This window comes from Saliphagus sp. GCM10025317, assembly GCF_042663665.1.
Classification (GTDB): Archaea; Halobacteriota; Halobacteria; order Halobacteriales; family Natrialbaceae; genus Natronosalvus.
Window position 1 is genome coordinate 71400 of the sequence record NZ_JBHTAQ010000004.1, and the last position, 16782, is coordinate 88181.

The following is a 16782-nucleotide window of genomic DNA, read 5'->3' on the forward strand; positions in this document are numbered from 1 at the left end:
TGTACTCCACGACACCTCACAGCGATCATCCACCACTCGAGAGGAGATGGGTATGAATCGCCGCGGCTATCTTTCGGGACTGGGAGCAGGATTCAGTGCGTCTGTCCTTCAGCCGATCACTCGTGGCGCGACGGCTCCGCTCACGATTCGTATTCTCGGAACGAACGCACCGATCGAGGCAGGCGATGTTCTCGAAGTACGGGTCGGTGTCACCAATCCGGGTTCTACAGAAACTCGCGCGGACGTCGAGTTCCTGATCGGTGATGAGCCAGTCGGAGGCGGTCGCTCTCGTCTCTTCGACCCGGGTGAGAACGAGATGACGTTGACGTATCCGACCTACCCCGTCCGGCAAGACGTCGAATTCACGGTCACCGTCGCTATTGGCGGAGACTCAGACGAGCAACTGGTCGAAGTGGCTGGCATCGACGACCTCGACAGTGAGTTACAGCGACCAGCGCCGACACTGACCGTCCAGCCGGGAACGACGGTGATGTTCGAAGTTCCCGAGAGGCTCGACGATGATCACGACGTCGTTGAAACCAACTGGTTCCTCAACGATGTCCATCAGTATGCACCGGACGGGCCGTGGACGGCTGCCTATACGGACGAACTCGAAACCAGCTACTGGCTGCACGTGTTCGACGCCGAGGGAACGTACGACGTGCTCGGGGCGGTCGCCACGACAGGGTCGAATTATCGAGCGAACTGGGAAGTAACGGTCGATACGACGGGGGATGCCCCACCAACGGCTACGCAACGCCGTCCGGACACCGGGATGGTCGCGACGACTCCCGATCGTACCCACGCCTTCGAACTCGACGTCGAGAGCCGTGATGCCGCCCTCGATCGAGTCGTCTGGTGGGTCCACCAGTGGGATCGTCTCGTTGGGGTGTCGGAGATCGACGGCCACGAGGATGCAGCGGCCGTCGAGATCGACGGTGGCTGTCATACGTGCGATGTCTATGCGTGGATTTTCGATCGTAACAACGCCATGGTCGAAGTCCAGCCGTGGACGTTCTACGAGTTTACGATCGAGCTGGACGAGTCGATCGAGTCACTCGAGTCGTTCGGCGAGTCGCTCGAGACACGTGGCATGACCGTCACGTATCTACAGTTGGTCGAGAATCGGCTCTATCTGGACTATCAGACACGAAACCCTGCTGGATGGCAAAAGTTAGACGAGTTGACGACCGTCGCTGGGGCATACGCGAGTCTCATCGCCGCAGGGTATCCAGCCGAGCTGGCGCACGTGATCTTTCTCGACGAGGAAAATCGCGACCTCGGCGGCTACATAATTGACGCCGAGTGGGCGAGCGCGTTCGCGGCAGGTGAGCTCTCGGCAGAAGAGTATGCCCAGTTGATTCTGGAGACGTTCGGCTACGAGTGAACTCGAGAGAGGCTTCTGTACTCTGGTTAGCCCATTGATCGGCGTGTAGTTGCGATTCTCGACCCAGTGGAGTTACCGATCGGAGAAGACAGCAGCCAGTACCAGTTCGGGAAGGGAGTAAGCCTGTTTGGAGAACGATCAGGTCGCTTGAATTTCTCGTCTAAAGATGCGTGTAGACTACTCAGAGTGCCCTTAGATAACGATCTAACAGATGAGCAAGTACAACCAGTACGGAAGCTGTATAATTCCCTCACCGAGATTTTCGATGGGTTGTCTACCACGAACTGTGTCCCCTGCAAGAAGGAACCCAAGAGGTACGTCGTACGCTTCTTTAAACTCTCGAACTGCTGCAAGCGTCGATTCGCGCTCGCGTGACTGATACGCTAGTCCAATCGGAACGGGCGTACCACCCACTTCGAAGACGAAGTCGACCTCCCCGTCTCGTCCGCGCCAGTACTGAACGGATGGAGTCACGTCGTTGTCTTGCATGGCATTAGTGCCGTAGGCGAACCGCATCGTGTGATCGAACGCCGCGACGCGGGCGAGGTCAGCTTCACGGTCGAAATCGTTGCGGACGGTCGTCGCGTCACCATCAGCTAGCGCGGTCACCAAGCCCGTGTCACGGAGGTAGAGCCGCACTGCTCGAGGCCGACTGTTGTCGTACTCAGTGATGCCGGTAAGCAGGTACAGTTCTGCCAGTGCGGGGAGGTAGCTATCGGCGATCGTCCGCCGGTCGACGTCGAACAGTTCCACGAGTTCTTGATAGCGGAACGGTTCGGCTCCACGGTTCCGAGCTGCGAGCGCACAGAGACGCTCGAGGTCCGCAATCGTCTGAATCGATTCGAAGCCGGGGACTTCCTGGTACAGGGCGTCACGAACGTCCTCGCGAAGCCGTGCGTAGTCACTCGGCGTTAGATCCGCCGCCGACTCCGCCGCTCCGTCGAGGTCGTAGCTGATGGTGCCACCCATCGCGAGGTAGTCGACGACCTGTGACTGAATGCGTCGCTCGACGTCCGCAACTTGCTCGTATTTCTGTCGAAGTTCCTCGACGAACGGACCGACATCGCCACTCTGGAGAGCAGCTGGCAAGCTGTTCGCTCCAGTCCGCAGTGAGGTGGGGCTCACGCGCGTCTCTCCTTCCTCGAGGTCTGGATACAGCGTGAACAGATAGTCCCGAAATTTCTCGGGGAGGATCGGCTGAATATCGTAGTCGTCGGTTGGCATTCCGACGCTCTCGAGTTCTCGTTCGATCTGGATGCCGGCGCTCGCAGTCACAGCGACGTGTCGGCCCGGGACGTCCTCGAGCAGTTCCACGACGGGGACGCCCCATCCATCGATAGTCGGTTTGTTCGGGTGCTCGATCTGGTGAACGTCGTCGAGCAGGATGAAGTGTGGGTGGCCCGGCGCGATTGGGCCCAGAATTCGGCTCTGGTAGTACCGAACGGCCCGTCGAAGCTGGTCGTCCGACTGGAGTTGATAGAGCGGGTCTGCGTCGAACGGAAGGTAGAGAAATCGCTCCGGGGCGTCACCAGCGGAGATTCGATGATGGACGAACTGGTGGAGGAGAGTCGTTTTCCCGACACCGCGTCGCCCAACGAGCCCGAAAAGCGGTTGATCTTCGAACTGGCTGCTGGAGCCGTCGGGACGAGCGAGATGATAGAAGTCGCTTTTCTGGCGAGCAGGGAGTGAGAACGCCTCTGTCCCCTGATCCCACCACGGGTTGTGATCGTGGAGGGCTCGCACGAGTGCGTCACTGGCATCGATAGGCATGGTCTTGTTGTCACCCTGTAGAACGTCCGTCACAATGATTGTTTCGACGTGAAACTATACAGTATAGAGTCGATTATCTAGCTGCATTCCCTCCTCTAACGCGATCTACTCTCCCTAACCGCGGATAGATACATCGGGATGTATCTTTTCTCGCTACTATCTACTATAGCTTGCTTACCTCCGAAGGATTTATCATCTCTTGGGACACACTATTGAGTGTGAAGGTGGAAAAAGGTACATCGTAGTGTTGGTTTCCCGATCGAGAACGCGACCAGATCGTCGTCGATCACCCGCTGACTGTCCGGGGAACGACAGTCGAAACAAACACATGGATACAAGGTATGCGGACATAGCGGATGGGAAACGGCTCGACATCGAGGTCGAATTCATCACCCGACGAGTCGTCGAGTGTGACGGGAAACGCGTCCACCGGTTGCTGGTCGTTGACACCTCCGGAAAGCAATTCACGGTCCTCACAACGCCCGATAGCGAACCACTCCTGGATCTAAAGACGGGAGGAACGCATCGGCTCACCGATCTGCTGGGTGCCTCCCCAATCACCACATCAGAGAATATTGATTCCGAGTGCCCCACCTGTGACGGGGCGCTACGGCCGGGACAGGTCGTCGACACTGCTGGGTCAGTCGTCACCCAAGCTGCGTCGCAGTTCTCTATCGACGAGCCGTTCGGGATTCTCGATGCCAGGGCGACCATTCGTCGCGTACACGGCAGTTCCGGGCGCGTCAACGACTGGACACCGATGGATACCGAGGGGCAGGTTGCGCCTCCCGATTACGTCTGTGAGTCCTGCGGTCGGTACGTCGATGCGTACGAACTCGAGGACGGGCCAGTACTCGAGAATGTCGAGAACGCGTCACCGGCCCCACTCAGTGCAAACATGGCAAGTCCGGAGACGGTTGGACTCGCCACTGGTGGGGCGAAAGACGTCGACAACTTCCGAGAGAACGTCGAGCACGGGTACACCCCACAGCCAGAGGCTATCAGTGACGAGGGACTGTTCTACGACTATCACTTCGAGACGAGTGATCGGTCGGCATCGGACGCACTGTTCGCGCCACGGTACGCGGCTGCCGTGAGCGACCATCCTCTCAGCAGTGAGACCGAGCGGTACCTGTCGGTCGGGCTGGACTCGACGCTCTCGATCGACGAGTTCGAACGGCCACGGCTCGACCTCGTGGCCGTCCTCGACGTCTCTGGGTCCATGTCCAGTCCGTTCGACGCGTACTACTACGACGAACAGGGTCGCGAGCACGAGGCCGAGAACGACGCAGCGACGAAACTCGAGGCGGCGACACAGTCACTGTGCGCGCTCACCGAACAACTACACGACGAGGACCGGCTGGGTGTCGTCCTCTACAATCATCGCGCTCACGTCGCAAAGCCCCTCCGCGACGTCGGAACAACGGATATGCGGGCGATTCGCCGCCACATCCAGGAGATCTCCGCGGATGGGAGTACGAATCTCGAAGATGGCTTCGAAGCGGCCGTCGACATGCTACAGGACGGAATCTCTGATCCCGCCGTCGAGCGACGCGTCGTCTTCATGACCGACATGATGCCCAACACGGGAACGACCGAGGAGGACGAACTCACCAGCCTGTTCGCGGACGCCGCCGTCGACGGAATCCACACGACGTTCATCGGGATGGGGCTCGATGCAAACGCAAAACTGGCGGACACGCTGTCGGGCATCCGCGGGGCGAACCACTACTTCATCCACTCGGCCAGCGAGTTCGAGCGCCGACTCGGTGAGGAATTCGACTACATGGTTACGCCCCTGGTCTACGACCTCCACCTCGAGCTCGACGCCAGCGGCTACACCGTCGAAGCGGTCTACGGCTCGCCGTCTGCCGACACTGCGACGGACCGACTCATGCACGTCGGGACGCTATTCCCATCTGCCAAGCAAGACGGCGAGGCTCGCGGTGGCGTGATCCTCGTTCGGCTCGAACAGACGGACCCGGACGCCGACCTCGAGTTGGTCGCATCGTGGACGGAACGAGATGGTGACGAGCACTCCGAACGCGTAGCCGTCGACGTTCCCGACGAACCCGGAACGTACGACCACGGTGGCGTTCGGAAGGCCGTCGCGCTGACGAGGTACGCTCGTGAACTCCGTGCGTGGGCAGCGGATCTCCACGACCGAGCGGAGACGGCGACCGGTGTCGACGACTGGTTGCTCCCCGATCAACGCGGCCAACACGAACGCGAGTCAGTCCCGTTGGTCGTCCCTGACCGCTACGCCGATCGGTTCGATCAGCTTCGACGATACCTCGAAACCGAGATAGAAGCCGTGGACGACGAAACGATGCAACAAGAGGTGGACCTCCTCGAGACGTTATGCCAGGAAGCGCCCGCGACGCCACAGGAGGTGACTGACTGATGCTCGTGTTCGCGTTCGACCGTGACTGGACCGTCGACGTGAATCCTCACCCGCGTCACGAGGCCGTCCCACTGGACTGGGTGCGCCACCTCGCCCACGAGACGCCCCACGCCGTGTACGCCATCGGTAATCAGACCCTCGCCGAGGAGGCCGCGATTCCTGGTGTCGTCGATATCGTCGGCCGCCACCCCGACGACTGGGAGTACTGGCTCGGCAAGAAACAACCCAATGGCCGGTACGAGAAATTCCCACTTCGCCGGGAACGGCTGTCGCTGATCGCCGATTTACACCCGGAAGCGGACGGCTATATCGTCGTCGACGATCTCGACCTGAACGACGTCGATGAGTGGGACCACTACCACGCGTGGGAGTTCGTTCCAGCGGTCGAACGAGGCGAGATCCATCCCGGCCTTCCATGGAACGACAGCCGATGACGGATAGTGATCTGCCATCCTCCGCTGGGATTACGCCAGCCAACCCCTCGATGTTGTCGACGTTCCTCAACGACCACAGGGATGCGCCCGGATTCGAACTCACGTATACGGCCGATGGATCCGAGCGACGGGAACTGTGTCACAGCGTCTCGCTCGCTGCGGTAGCGCTCGAACGGCTATCAGCCGCGCCGGCAATTCAGTGTACACCAGTCGAGCCACAACGTGATCAGTTCACCGTCGGCGTCGACGCGATCGACTTGCTCGCTGTCGTCGAGCCACCAGCGAAACTGTACACGGCACGTGCAGAGACATCTGCCGAGGAAGCAACTGGGCTACGCCGATTAGCCGAGGCGAATCCCGATGCGGTCCAGCTCTCGTCGCTCTTCACGCTCCTGGATCGTGAAGACGAGAACCCCTTTCGGGAACAGGTCGCACTACAAGCACTGCGTCGAGTGGCCGAGGTACGTCCAGCGGAGTGTACGCCAGCGATCCCGATCCTCCGATCACTACTGGCTCGTGAGACACTTGTCGGGCGGGCTGATGCGCTGATCGCTCTTCGAGCTATCGGCGAGACCGACCCAGGCTCGATCGCGCCGCTCACAGTGGAACTCGTGTCACACCTGGATTCGAACGTCGTCTCCGTTCGACGTGAAGCGACCAGGTGTATCGCCGCGATTGCCGACGAATCTCCTGACGACGTCGTGGGTGCAGTTCCCGCGTTGGCAACGATCGTCGAGGATCGAGCCGATGGATATCAGTACGCCGTGTACGCGCTTTCGGGAATCACCTGTACGTATCCGGAAGCGGTCAAACCAGTTGCGGAGACACTGGGGACGATTATCCTCGACGATGCACTATGCGACGGGGTTCGATTGAGCGCGAGCGCCGCGCTCGGTCGCATCGCTGGTGTATATCCGAGTGTCGGTGTCGACATCGTCGACGACGTGGCGACCTTGTTCGATGCTGCCAACCCCAAACTTCGGAACAACGCGATCGGCCTGGTCGGTGACGTGGCGATTATCCACACCGACGTGGTCGAGCCACATACCGAGACAATCGCTACATTGCTGACCGTCGACGATACCTACACGCGAATCAATGCGAGCGGTGCTCTCAGTCGGGTGGCCGAGGACTTTCCCGATTCAGTCGACCACCTCACACCGACGTTTCTCGAGTTACTGTCGGACGAAAGCCCCCTCGTCCGTGAGAACGCCTGCTGGGGACTCGGGTATCTCTCCGCTCGAGACGCAGTCTCGACGCTCGAGGAGCGAGCACACGACGACGAGAACGCGGACGTCCGTGAAAGGGCGTCGTGGGCCCTCGCCCAGATCGAAACGTGACACAGAGCGCTGTACACCAGTCACTATGCCAATCAGAGGGGGTCACAGGTATCGATTTACATAGATCCGAGGAGAAAGCCCACGACTTCAGTCGTGGGAGTAGTCACGTCACCCAGCTCTGGTCTCCGCACCACCACCTGTCGTCGACGGACGCCAATCCAGATGACCAACTCGCAGCTATCCGTGACAGCGCCCACACGATGGTCGGCGAACTCTACGTCGTGTACGAATCGCTCCGACGGGTAGCCGTTCGCCATCCCGGGATCGAATACGAACGATGGCAAGCGAGCTCTGCGATGTCCGGAGGTCGGTGAGAATGGTCGGTGCGTGGCTCACGACGATGAGCACGAACTCGAGGCAAGTGGCAACGTTGTCCAGCGGTATTCCGCCGGAATTGATAAGTACGTTCGGACTTCTTCAGGAGATAATCAATGAACAGACTCCGTATACTCGGCCTGTGGGAACCATCTCGTAATAGAACAGACAGTAGCAATGAGTGAGTCTGCGACATTTTCGTGTACAGATTGTGGACGAACGTTACCGCAGTGGATGCAAGACGGAGAAGCAGGCCAGGTATGCAACGAATGCACTAGCTCGAGCGATACCAACGATGCTGACGGGGAAGTCAATACGCAGGAACCGACCGACGGCACCAGCAATAACACGGGTCGGGACTCAGTGGTAAACCTAGACCGGCCAGCAGAGCGTTTTTGGGAGGGGGCATCGACCAAAGCCCTCGATCTCTCTGCAGCAGATCTGGAGCCATCACAGACCACCGAACAGTCCACGGGAGCTGACGCACTCGACCGACGAATCGATAGCTGGAAAGAACAGCTACTGGACCTCACGAAGCGGAACAAGCTCGTCGATTTTTCCCCGACGAAAACGAAGTCCCTTCCACTATACAGAGCTGATGCGCTCGCGATCGCAGAGACACTGATGGCGGAGAAGCCACTCTACATCCGGAAATCCGCTCACAGTGATCACGGTGGAGCTCCACCGGACGAGAGTGAGATCCAGTCAAACGAAATCGCGTCGACACGGTCCGAAGAGAGCACGGCCCGTTCACTCCAGAACCTTCGCCTGAAACAGAAACGGGCGATGGAAGAGAAGGGTGTCAACGCTCTGTTCATCAGCTTCTGTACGCTCCGATGGTTCGAAGTCGAACACAGCGACGAACCGCTCCGTTCTCCACTCTTTCTCCTCTCAGTGGACTTGGAACGAGAGACGTCGAACGATTCTGAGCGACACGACTACGAACTCTCGGTCGCTGATTTCGAGCTCAAGCTGAACCCGGCGCTTCGAAAAAAGCTCGAACACGAACGCGGGTTGGCGCTTCCGTCGGACGAGGCGTACTCGCTCGAACATCTCGCCGCGTCGGTCAAACTCGTCGACGAGGCGATTTCGGGCTTCGACCGGTGGCGAATCGACGGCGAGGTCCTGCTCGGTATCTTCGACTTCACGAAGTACACGCTCTACGAGGATCTCGAGAAGAATCGTGAGGCCGTCAAAGCACATCCGTTAATCAAGGCAATCAACGGAGATCCGTCAGCACTCCGCGATCCACCGGAATCCCCACGGGCTGAGGAACTCGACGAAGCGGTTCCACCCAAAAACGTCTTCCAGGTCCTCGAAGCTGACTCGAGCCAACAGGAGGCGATCGAGGCAGCCAAACGGGGAGTCGATTTCGTCTTGCAAGGGCCACCCGGGACTGGGAAGAGCCAGACGATCTCGAACATCATCGCTGAAAAGCTGGCCGCAGGGGAGACCGTACTCTTCGTGAGTGAGAAACAGGCGGCACTGGACGTCGTGAAGAGCCGACTGGACGACATCGGTCTCGGCCGATTTTGTTTGGAAGCCCACGGTGAGAAGGCGAACAAAGAAGCGGTCCTCCAAAGTCTCGCATCGGAGCTTCGGTCGAACCCCATTCGGTATCCATCTGACCGTGACGACGTCACGTCCAACCTGGCGTCGGTTCGACGTGAGTTGAACCAGTACGGTGATCTCCTCTTTACCCGCCCGGGAGGCGGAGAGACGACCGTCTACGACGCGATGGGCCGTGTCGCACAGCACCCGGATGCACCTTCGTTCTCGCTCGATCTCGAGGCTCCCCTCGAGTACGACGATACAGACGTCGACGAGATGCTCGACGTCCTTCAGCGCCTGTCCGAGTACGAATACGAGGTGACGAACTACACGAACCACCCCTGGAGATCGACGGCGATCGACTCTTGGCGAATCGATACTGCCGAGACTGTCGAACGAGATCTCGAGGTCGCCGTGACGTCTCTCGAGGTGGTACAGGAAGCGTCGTCCACCGTGGCTGATTTTCTAAACGTCTCGGTCACGACAGTGAGCGAGTTCGAACAAGCGGCCGAGCTGGTCAGGCTCCTCGATGACTTGCCAGACATTACTCTGGAGGGACGGTTCTTCGAACAATCGTTCTACGCTCGAGAATCACGCCTGGAACGGTTCCAGGAGCACGAAACAGAAATCCTCGAGCTTCGCCAACAGCTCGCGGCCAACTACGAGCAGAGCTTCTTCGCAGAAGATGGCGACAAACTCTACGCAGAGCTATCGGGGTATGGATTCTTCAAGATCGTTCGACCCTCGTACCGCTCGTTGCGTGGACGACTGCTCGACCACACGAAAGACGAGTACGATCCAGGGTACGAGGACCTCCTCGAGGACGCACGTACCCTGATGGAGCTCGAAACTCTGGAAGCGGAGCGCTCGGAGTACGACGCCATCCGTACCCAGCTTGGGTTCCTCTACGAAGGGGCAGAGACAGACTGGGATCTCGTCTGGGAGGTCTACGAGTGGGTCGACGCGTTCCGTGCCCTGGACGGCTTCGATACGGATCACATCGAAGAGGCGATCACCAGGGGTCGGTTCGATGAACCTGGCTCGCCCGTCCGTACCGGAGCAACTGAAGGGATAGACGCGCTGTCTACGACCAGACAGAAGCTCGAAGCTATCATCGACGTCGACGAATTCAGCATCCAGGGAGCGTCCCTCGACCAGGCTCCGTTCACAGCACTGAAAGACCGCCTCGTCACGCTCGGTGATTCGATCGACGAACTCAAGCGATGGGTCGAGTTCTCACAGCGTCTCGATGAGGCTCGTGGGTCGGGTCCTGCAGTCGCCACCTATCTCGAACAGTTCCTCGGCGGCAAGCACGACGCCGATGTCCTCCCAGCGGGCTTCGAGAAGGCCTTCTTCACTGCGTGGTTGAACGCTGTTTACGACCGCACTGACCTGGGATCGTTCAGCGCGACCGAAATCAAAGGCCAGCTCTCGCGTTTCCGCACTCTCGATAAGCAACAGCAAGAGTACGCCAAGGTCGCAATCCAACACGAGGTAACGAAGCAGTATCCACAGATCGAACTGGAGCACGCAAAGAGTTCCGAGCAGGTATTCCTCCGCAGGGAGATGAACAAGAGTCAACGACACAAGCCGCTTCGGACGCTCTTCCGTAACGCTCCGTCGTTGATCAGCACGCTCAAGCCGTGTCTCATGATGAGTCCGCTCTCGGTTGCGCAGTACATCGAGCACGGAACCATCGGGTTCGACGCCGTCATTTTCGACGAGGCATCGCAGATCATGCCACAAGATGCGGTCAGTAGCCTCATCCGGGCCAACCAGACGATCATTGCCGGGGACACGAAACAGCTCCCGCCGACCTCGTTTTTCAACGCCGGCGTCGACAGCGCCGACGGCATTGTGGAGGATCTCGAAAGCGTGCTCGACGAGGCGGCGTCAGTTCTCCCCGAAAAACGCCTGCTCTGGCACTACCGGAGTAACACGAACCGGCTGATCGATTTCTCCAACCAGAAGTACTACGACAACCGATTGAAAACGTTCCCCGAGAACGCTGGTGACGACGAGGAACTCGGTGTCGACTTCGAGTACGTCGAAGATGGCCTCTACGACCGTGGCGGATCGAGCACGAACGAGCCGGAGGCCAGACGTGTCGTCGACCTCGTCGAGACACACGTCGAAGAACGACCCAGCGATAGCCTCGGCGTAGTCGCTTTCAGTCAGGCACAGTCGCAAGCGATCCGCGACGAACTCGAGCGACGTCGCGACAGTTCGCCAGCGGTCGCGAGCTTCATCGACGCCGACGATGCACTGGAGGGATTCTTCGTCAAAAGTTTGGAGAACGTTCAGGGTGACGAGCGCGACCGACTCGTCTTCAGTATCGGCTACGGGCCCGATAGCGAAGGCCGGATCACGATGAACTTCGGCCCACTCAACAACAGCGGTGGGGAACGTCGACTGAACGTCGCCGTGACACGGGCTCGCGACCAAATCACGGTAGTCTCCTCGATCCGACACTCCGATATCGATCTCACGAAGTCCAACAGCCGCGGTGTCGAGGACTTCAAGCACTACCTCGAGTACGCGGAGGTTGGTGAGAGTGCGCTCCGAAAGGAGACGTCGTCGACAGGGGTCGACCACTTCGACTCTGGATTCGAGGAAGCCGTCTGTGACGCCTTGCGTGCCCGGGGATACGACGTCGAGACCCAGGTCCAGAGCGCGGGGTACAGCATCGACTTGGGACTCAAACACCCCAACCACCCAGGAAAATATATACTGGGGATCGAGTGTGACGGGGCTGCCTATCACTCCTCGAAGACCGCTCGGGACCGTGACCGGACTCGTCAGGCCGTCCTCGAAGACCTCGGATGGGAAATCCATCGGATATGGTCACCGGACTGGACGGCGAATCGAAACGGACAGCTGGACGCAATCGACGAGAAGGTCGAGACGTTGCTGGAATTTGCAGAGACACCGAGTCGAGCTGATGGAGGCGTTACGGAATCAGCCCATAGCGAAGCGGTCGAACCTGTAGTCCCCGAGCCAATGTCGAGTGCAGAGCTTGGTGGCTATCAGGACGAGATAATTGACTACGAGGAGCCAGATGCAGTCTCCTCACACTGGGGAGAGTTCGACGAGGCAAGTAGACGGCACGTCTGTAACGACTTGACTGAAGTTGTCGAACGATATGGACCGATAGAAGAGGAGAACGCGTATCGGATAGTTGTCGCTGGATGGGACGTCTCGCGACTGGGCAAGAACATCCGGAGTCGATTAGAACGGTACCGCCGTCGCGAACAGCACAGAGACAATCTCCGCCTCAAAACTGGGTTCCTCTGGCCGACTGGTACGGATACAGTGTACGTTCGAACGAATACAGGTCACGCGAGCCGGAAAATCGATCAGATCCCGCCACAGGAAATTGCGAAGGCAGCATACATCATCCTGGACGAAGGTGGATCGATGACGCGATCGGATCTCGTCTTGGAGACAGCGAGGCTGTTCGGTTACTCTCGAACGGGCAAACGGATCAAAGAGCAGGTCGATTCGGCTATCTCCCTGCTCGAGCGGTCCGGGGCAATGCGTCAATCCGACGATCACGTGTCTGCGGTCGAGATAGACATCGACGACGTTCTCACTCCACGCAGATGACGTGCCATCAGGTAACCGCTGTCGACGTAGGGAGGCGATGAGTGAGTTCGTCCAGTGTGGTGGTCTGAGTCTATCTGGAGCACGTAGGTTCTGGGAAATGGCCGGAATCAGCTCACTGGCTCTGAAGTGAATTCCTACTGTCGTTCCCAATCCGGTCTGGGCGACCCCGGAAGCTCGTCTGTTGCGTCGAGTAACTCCTCCTCCGTCGTCCACGGGTAGCATCGTCCGTGAAGCTCGAAGAGACGGAAGTCGTTCAGTCAAACACCGATTCCATTGATTCATTTGACCCAAGTCATTATGCAGTCGAGAGTGCTACCTCGAGATATGAGCGATACGGCTCCGGAGGGGTTCGAGGATTCCTTTGCAGAGCAGCAACGGATGCGTGAGCTGCTCTCACAGGAAACTCGGCACCTCATCATCCAGTTGATCCTCGGCCACCCGGCCCATCTCGTGTCGCTGGCTGAGCTCGACTACATGATTCCGAAGAACGAGGCCGCCATCCTCGACCAACTCGAGACACTGCGAGACACTGGTATCCTCGACGTCTACGTGCACGAACCGAACGCGTCGACACGGAATCTTCCTTCGAAGTTCTGGGGGCCGACCGAACGCGGTATCGAGATCCTCTACGAGCACAATTTCCTGCGGGGTGTCCCGATCGCAAGGGCGGTCTACGAAGAGACGCAAAAATCTGAACGGGTACGGCGCCACGAGGCCGCACCGCGACCAGACCTTCCCGAGGCCGTCACTGAAGCCCTCGAGTTTGATGAGCCCGAGCCCGAGACACTTGACGCAATATAACGGACGACCGAGTCTGTTCACCAATCAGTTAGTCTTGGTGTAATTATGCGGGAGTGTTAACTTCTGAAAGGTGCTGATGAAGGTCCTCAATGCTCATACGGGCGTCCTCCGGCAAAATCTCCGATATTTTTGTCCATCGCTTGATTTGGACCTGTGGTTCGCCCTTGTATTCGTTCACATGAATCCCCTTGAGGCGATACCACACGTCTTCATCCAGCGTCGGGGGTTCCGCGTTGGCCCAAGAGACGAATCGTATGGAGTCCGTCTGATCTTCCAAAATACCGGCTTGATGTATTGTTGGATGCGTCTCATCCCACAGCTTGGCAACTTTCGCGTTAACTTCGTTGATATCACTCTCGGCGTCAAGGTTAACCAGATTACTTGCATCAACTGCTTGATCGACGTATTTGTTGATTTCGTCGATAAAACGTGACTCACTATCCGTCTTCGTAATGATATCCAGGGTCCGGATTGAGCGCGAAATTGCGACGTAGAACAGTCGGCGCTCTTCTGCCATCGTGTTCATTTCTACTTCCTGTACAGGCTCCATGAGGTTCGAATCCCGGTCAGTAGCCGGGAATCCTAGCCCATCTTCGGACACGTGTGTGACTATTACGTGGTCTGCTTCCTGTCCCTTGACCTAATGGACCGACTTTACAATAACGGCATTCTCATCTTCTTCGTCATTGGATCGTGAACCTCTAGCATTTGTAAACGGAATTCCGTGTTCTAGGAGCCGTCGACGGACAGCATCGAGATAGGGGACCGCATTATCGTAGCGACACAGGACCATAATATCGTCGGGGTCGCATCCATTTTCAAGGTAGGAAGTGACGAGGTGGACCGCAAGTTTGGCTGTATACTCGATGTGATCTCGCTCGGTATAGCCACCTAACAAATGCTTCACGACCGAGGCCTCGACATCTGAATCGGCACTAATCGCCTTTTCCAGTTGATTGTCATTGTGCTGGACGAGTGAAGCACCGGCGCTGACAAGCTGTGATGGGGACCGATAATTGATTTCGAGGGTCGAAGTCGCGGCTGGACCAAAGTGCTCCTCGAAGTCGACGAAGAGGTTAACGATGGCCCCCTGGAATGAGTAGATACTCTGCCAGTCGTCGCCAACTGCGAAGAGCCGAGCGTCGTCCGGCCCGGACAGAGCTTCGACGAGATGGAGTTGGTCCTGTCCAATATCCTGGAATTCGTCGACGAGGACGTGCTCGAACTGTGGTGCGAGCCTCGACTTCTCTTCGTAGGCTTGCGTCGCATCGTGAATCATACCGGGGAAATCAACACTCCGGGTGTTGGTCAACCTCTGTTCGTACATGTATAGAAGTAGGCCACCACACATCCCGAAGTGATACTGAGCTGGCCGGGACATCGATAACCGAGAGGGTATCTCTGAGGGCGGAATTAGGAACGTTCGGGCGAGTTCGATAAAGCGGCTCAACTGTTGCCATACGGGAATGGCCTGCTCGTGCATCTCATAGGTCTCGTCAACGAGTTCCGTGTACGACATCCGGTTCAGGGACACGCCGTGATGTGTGAGCCGATGTTCCAACGCTTTTCGGAGCCGTCCGACGTCGAATTCGAATTGATAGGTCTCAACGAGCGTCGCATCGATCTCCGCGAACTGATCGCGAGCCCAGTGGATTTTCTCGACGTATTCATCTGTCGTCGTCTCAAAATAGTCCGCAACCTCTCCTGCCTCGTCGATACCGAAATGTTCGAGATAGAGATCCGCTGCCGGGATGTAAAAGTCCGGTCGATAGGCATCTTTGTCTGTATCGTCACTTCGACTTTCGTCTAGTTCGAACGAAGGCTGGCGATCGTCGGACCGTAATTGAGCATTGATCGGTTCAACCCGCTGCTCGTATCGATAATCGACCTGGTGAATGTGGAGAAAATCAGCGATGACCTTCTCCGCACGAGATTTAACCTTCTCGCCACGGAGCGTCTCATAGGATTTCTGTCGAAGTGTTTCGACGTACTCTTCTCGCGTCTCGAAGTCCGTTTCCTCAATAGGCGGGACGTCGCGATACAATAGAAACCAGGTGAGATGGTCGTAGAACTGATCAGGAACTTGTTTCATCCCACGGTCGACCGCGTCTCGGACAAAATGCTCCCGGTCGCTTCCATTAAAGACGTCAGGGCGGTCTTCTTGAGTCTGCTCGAGGACGTTATAGCCAAACGAGTGCAGTGTCGTGACTTCGACACCGGAAATATCAAAATCCCGCTGGAGGCGCTGTTCCATCTCCTTGGTGGCGTTCCCCGTGAACGTCGCAACGAGTATCTCCTCAGGCGGAACGCCCCGATGCTTGATGAGATACGCCACGCGAGTGGTGAGCACAAGCGTCTTTCCCGTTCCGGCACCCGCGATAACCCGGTTGTACGTGTCATTTCGAACAACCGCTTCCTGCTGACGCCGATTCAGCGAGTAGCCCTTCGCACCGATGTCAGAGAAAAACGCTTGTCGTCGAATCAGTTCCTTGTCGACAAAATTGTCATTGTAGGTCTGACGGTTGGCCAAAACGTCCTGTATCTCCTCGAGCCGAGATTCGAATTCGTCTAATCGACCATTCGTGTCGATCCCTTGCGTGTTGGCAGTTGTTTCCGCGATCTGCTGGTGGTCTTCGACGAGCCTTTCGTGGGTACTCTTTAGGTCTTTGTGCGCGTGATACGTGAGATAGGATGCGATATCAAAATACGGCTGCATTCGTGCCTCGAGGCCCGAGAGCTTCTGGTCGTATTCTACACAGCGTTCGTAGAACTGCCGCTGTCGAGCTCCAGTAACTGCGCGATTTCGCTTACGCAGATATAGTACTGGCCCAACGAGAGGCACGACCGCCGAGAGAACACCCCAGCGACCAGGTTTTGTTTTCCAGTCCGTCTTCGCTATAATGGAGTTCGTATCCTGATAGACGATGACTCCGGTCAAGAGAACTGTACCAGCGGTAAATGCAACCCCGAGTGCGAGTCCAACGACTTTGATCGTGTGTGGGAATGTGGAACCGAAAAATACCCCACTGATTGGGATGATGACCGTAATGCCGGCTAACAAACCAACCACTCGGCTGAAATCCCCTTGTCGTCGAATATCGTGTGGAGGAAAACCAACTTCAGATGTCATACCTAGATAGTTCTTTGATCTGGTTTGCATTCCTACTATATTAC

Annotated in this window: 10 protein-coding genes; 6 read left to right on the forward strand and 4 right to left on the reverse strand. The window is 57.6% G+C overall.

Annotated elements, in window-relative coordinates:
• The first annotated feature begins 52 nt into the window (after positions 1–52).
• Entirely contained in the window at positions 53–1387 is a 1335-nt protein-coding gene (locus tag ACFQS4_RS01495) for a DUF8159 domain-containing protein (protein WP_497903325.1), read from the forward strand.
• Positions 1388–1591: 204 nt separating this feature from the next.
• Here the strand turns inward: ACFQS4_RS01495 and ACFQS4_RS01500 are convergent, their stop codons facing one another.
• Positions 1592–3157, reverse strand: a complete 1566-nt coding sequence (locus tag ACFQS4_RS01500; protein WP_497903326.1) for an ATP-binding protein — start codon at positions 3155–3157, stop codon at positions 1592–1594.
• A gap of 328 nt (positions 3158–3485) precedes the next feature.
• On the opposite strand from ACFQS4_RS01500, the gene ACFQS4_RS01505 reads away from it, so the two are divergent.
• The 4 genes from ACFQS4_RS01505 (at position 3486) to ACFQS4_RS01520 (ending at position 12807) form a co-directional block, all read left to right on the forward strand.
• Entirely contained in the window at positions 3486–5561 is a 2076-nt protein-coding gene (locus ACFQS4_RS01505; RefSeq protein ID WP_497903327.1) for a vWA domain-containing protein, read from the forward strand.
• On the forward strand, positions 5561–5995 hold the full coding sequence (locus tag ACFQS4_RS01510; RefSeq protein WP_497903328.1) for an adaptin protein: 435 nt from the start codon (positions 5561–5563) through the stop codon (positions 5993–5995). Before ACFQS4_RS01505 ends, ACFQS4_RS01510 begins: the two co-directional genes overlap by 1 nt.
• Positions 5992–7335 (forward strand): HEAT repeat domain-containing protein, encoded by a 1344-nt coding sequence (locus tag ACFQS4_RS01515; RefSeq protein ID WP_497903329.1) that lies wholly within the window; start codon positions 5992–5994, stop codon positions 7333–7335. The genes ACFQS4_RS01510 and ACFQS4_RS01515 overlap by 4 nt, the downstream gene beginning before the upstream one ends.
• Positions 7336–7884: 549 nt before the next feature.
• Entirely contained in the window at positions 7885–12807 is a 4923-nt protein-coding gene (locus ACFQS4_RS01520) for a PDDEXK-like endonuclease domain-containing protein (protein WP_497903330.1), read from the forward strand.
• Between the two features lie 134 nt (positions 12808–12941).
• On the opposite strand, the gene ACFQS4_RS01525 is transcribed toward ACFQS4_RS01520, so the two are convergent.
• A complete protein-coding gene (locus tag ACFQS4_RS01525; protein WP_497903354.1) occupies positions 12942–13064 on the reverse strand; it encodes a DUF8170 family protein in 123 nt (40 codons plus the stop codon).
• Between the two features lie 67 nt (positions 13065–13131).
• On the opposite strand from ACFQS4_RS01525, the gene ACFQS4_RS01530 reads away from it, so the two are divergent.
• Positions 13132–13608, forward strand: a complete 477-nt coding sequence (locus ACFQS4_RS01530; RefSeq protein ID WP_497903331.1) for an ArsR family transcriptional regulator — start codon at positions 13132–13134, stop codon at positions 13606–13608.
• A 43-nt stretch (positions 13609–13651) separates the two neighbouring features.
• On the opposite strand, the gene ACFQS4_RS01535 is transcribed toward ACFQS4_RS01530, so the two are convergent.
• Positions 13652–14125, reverse strand: coding sequence for a hypothetical protein (locus ACFQS4_RS01535; protein WP_500191922.1), 474 nt, complete (start codon positions 14123–14125; stop codon positions 13652–13654).
• Between the two features lie 123 nt (positions 14126–14248).
• Positions 14249–16738, reverse strand: a complete 2490-nt coding sequence (locus ACFQS4_RS01540; protein ID WP_497903333.1) for a UvrD-helicase domain-containing protein — start codon at positions 16736–16738, stop codon at positions 14249–14251.
• Between the last annotated feature and the right edge of the window lie 44 nt (positions 16739–16782).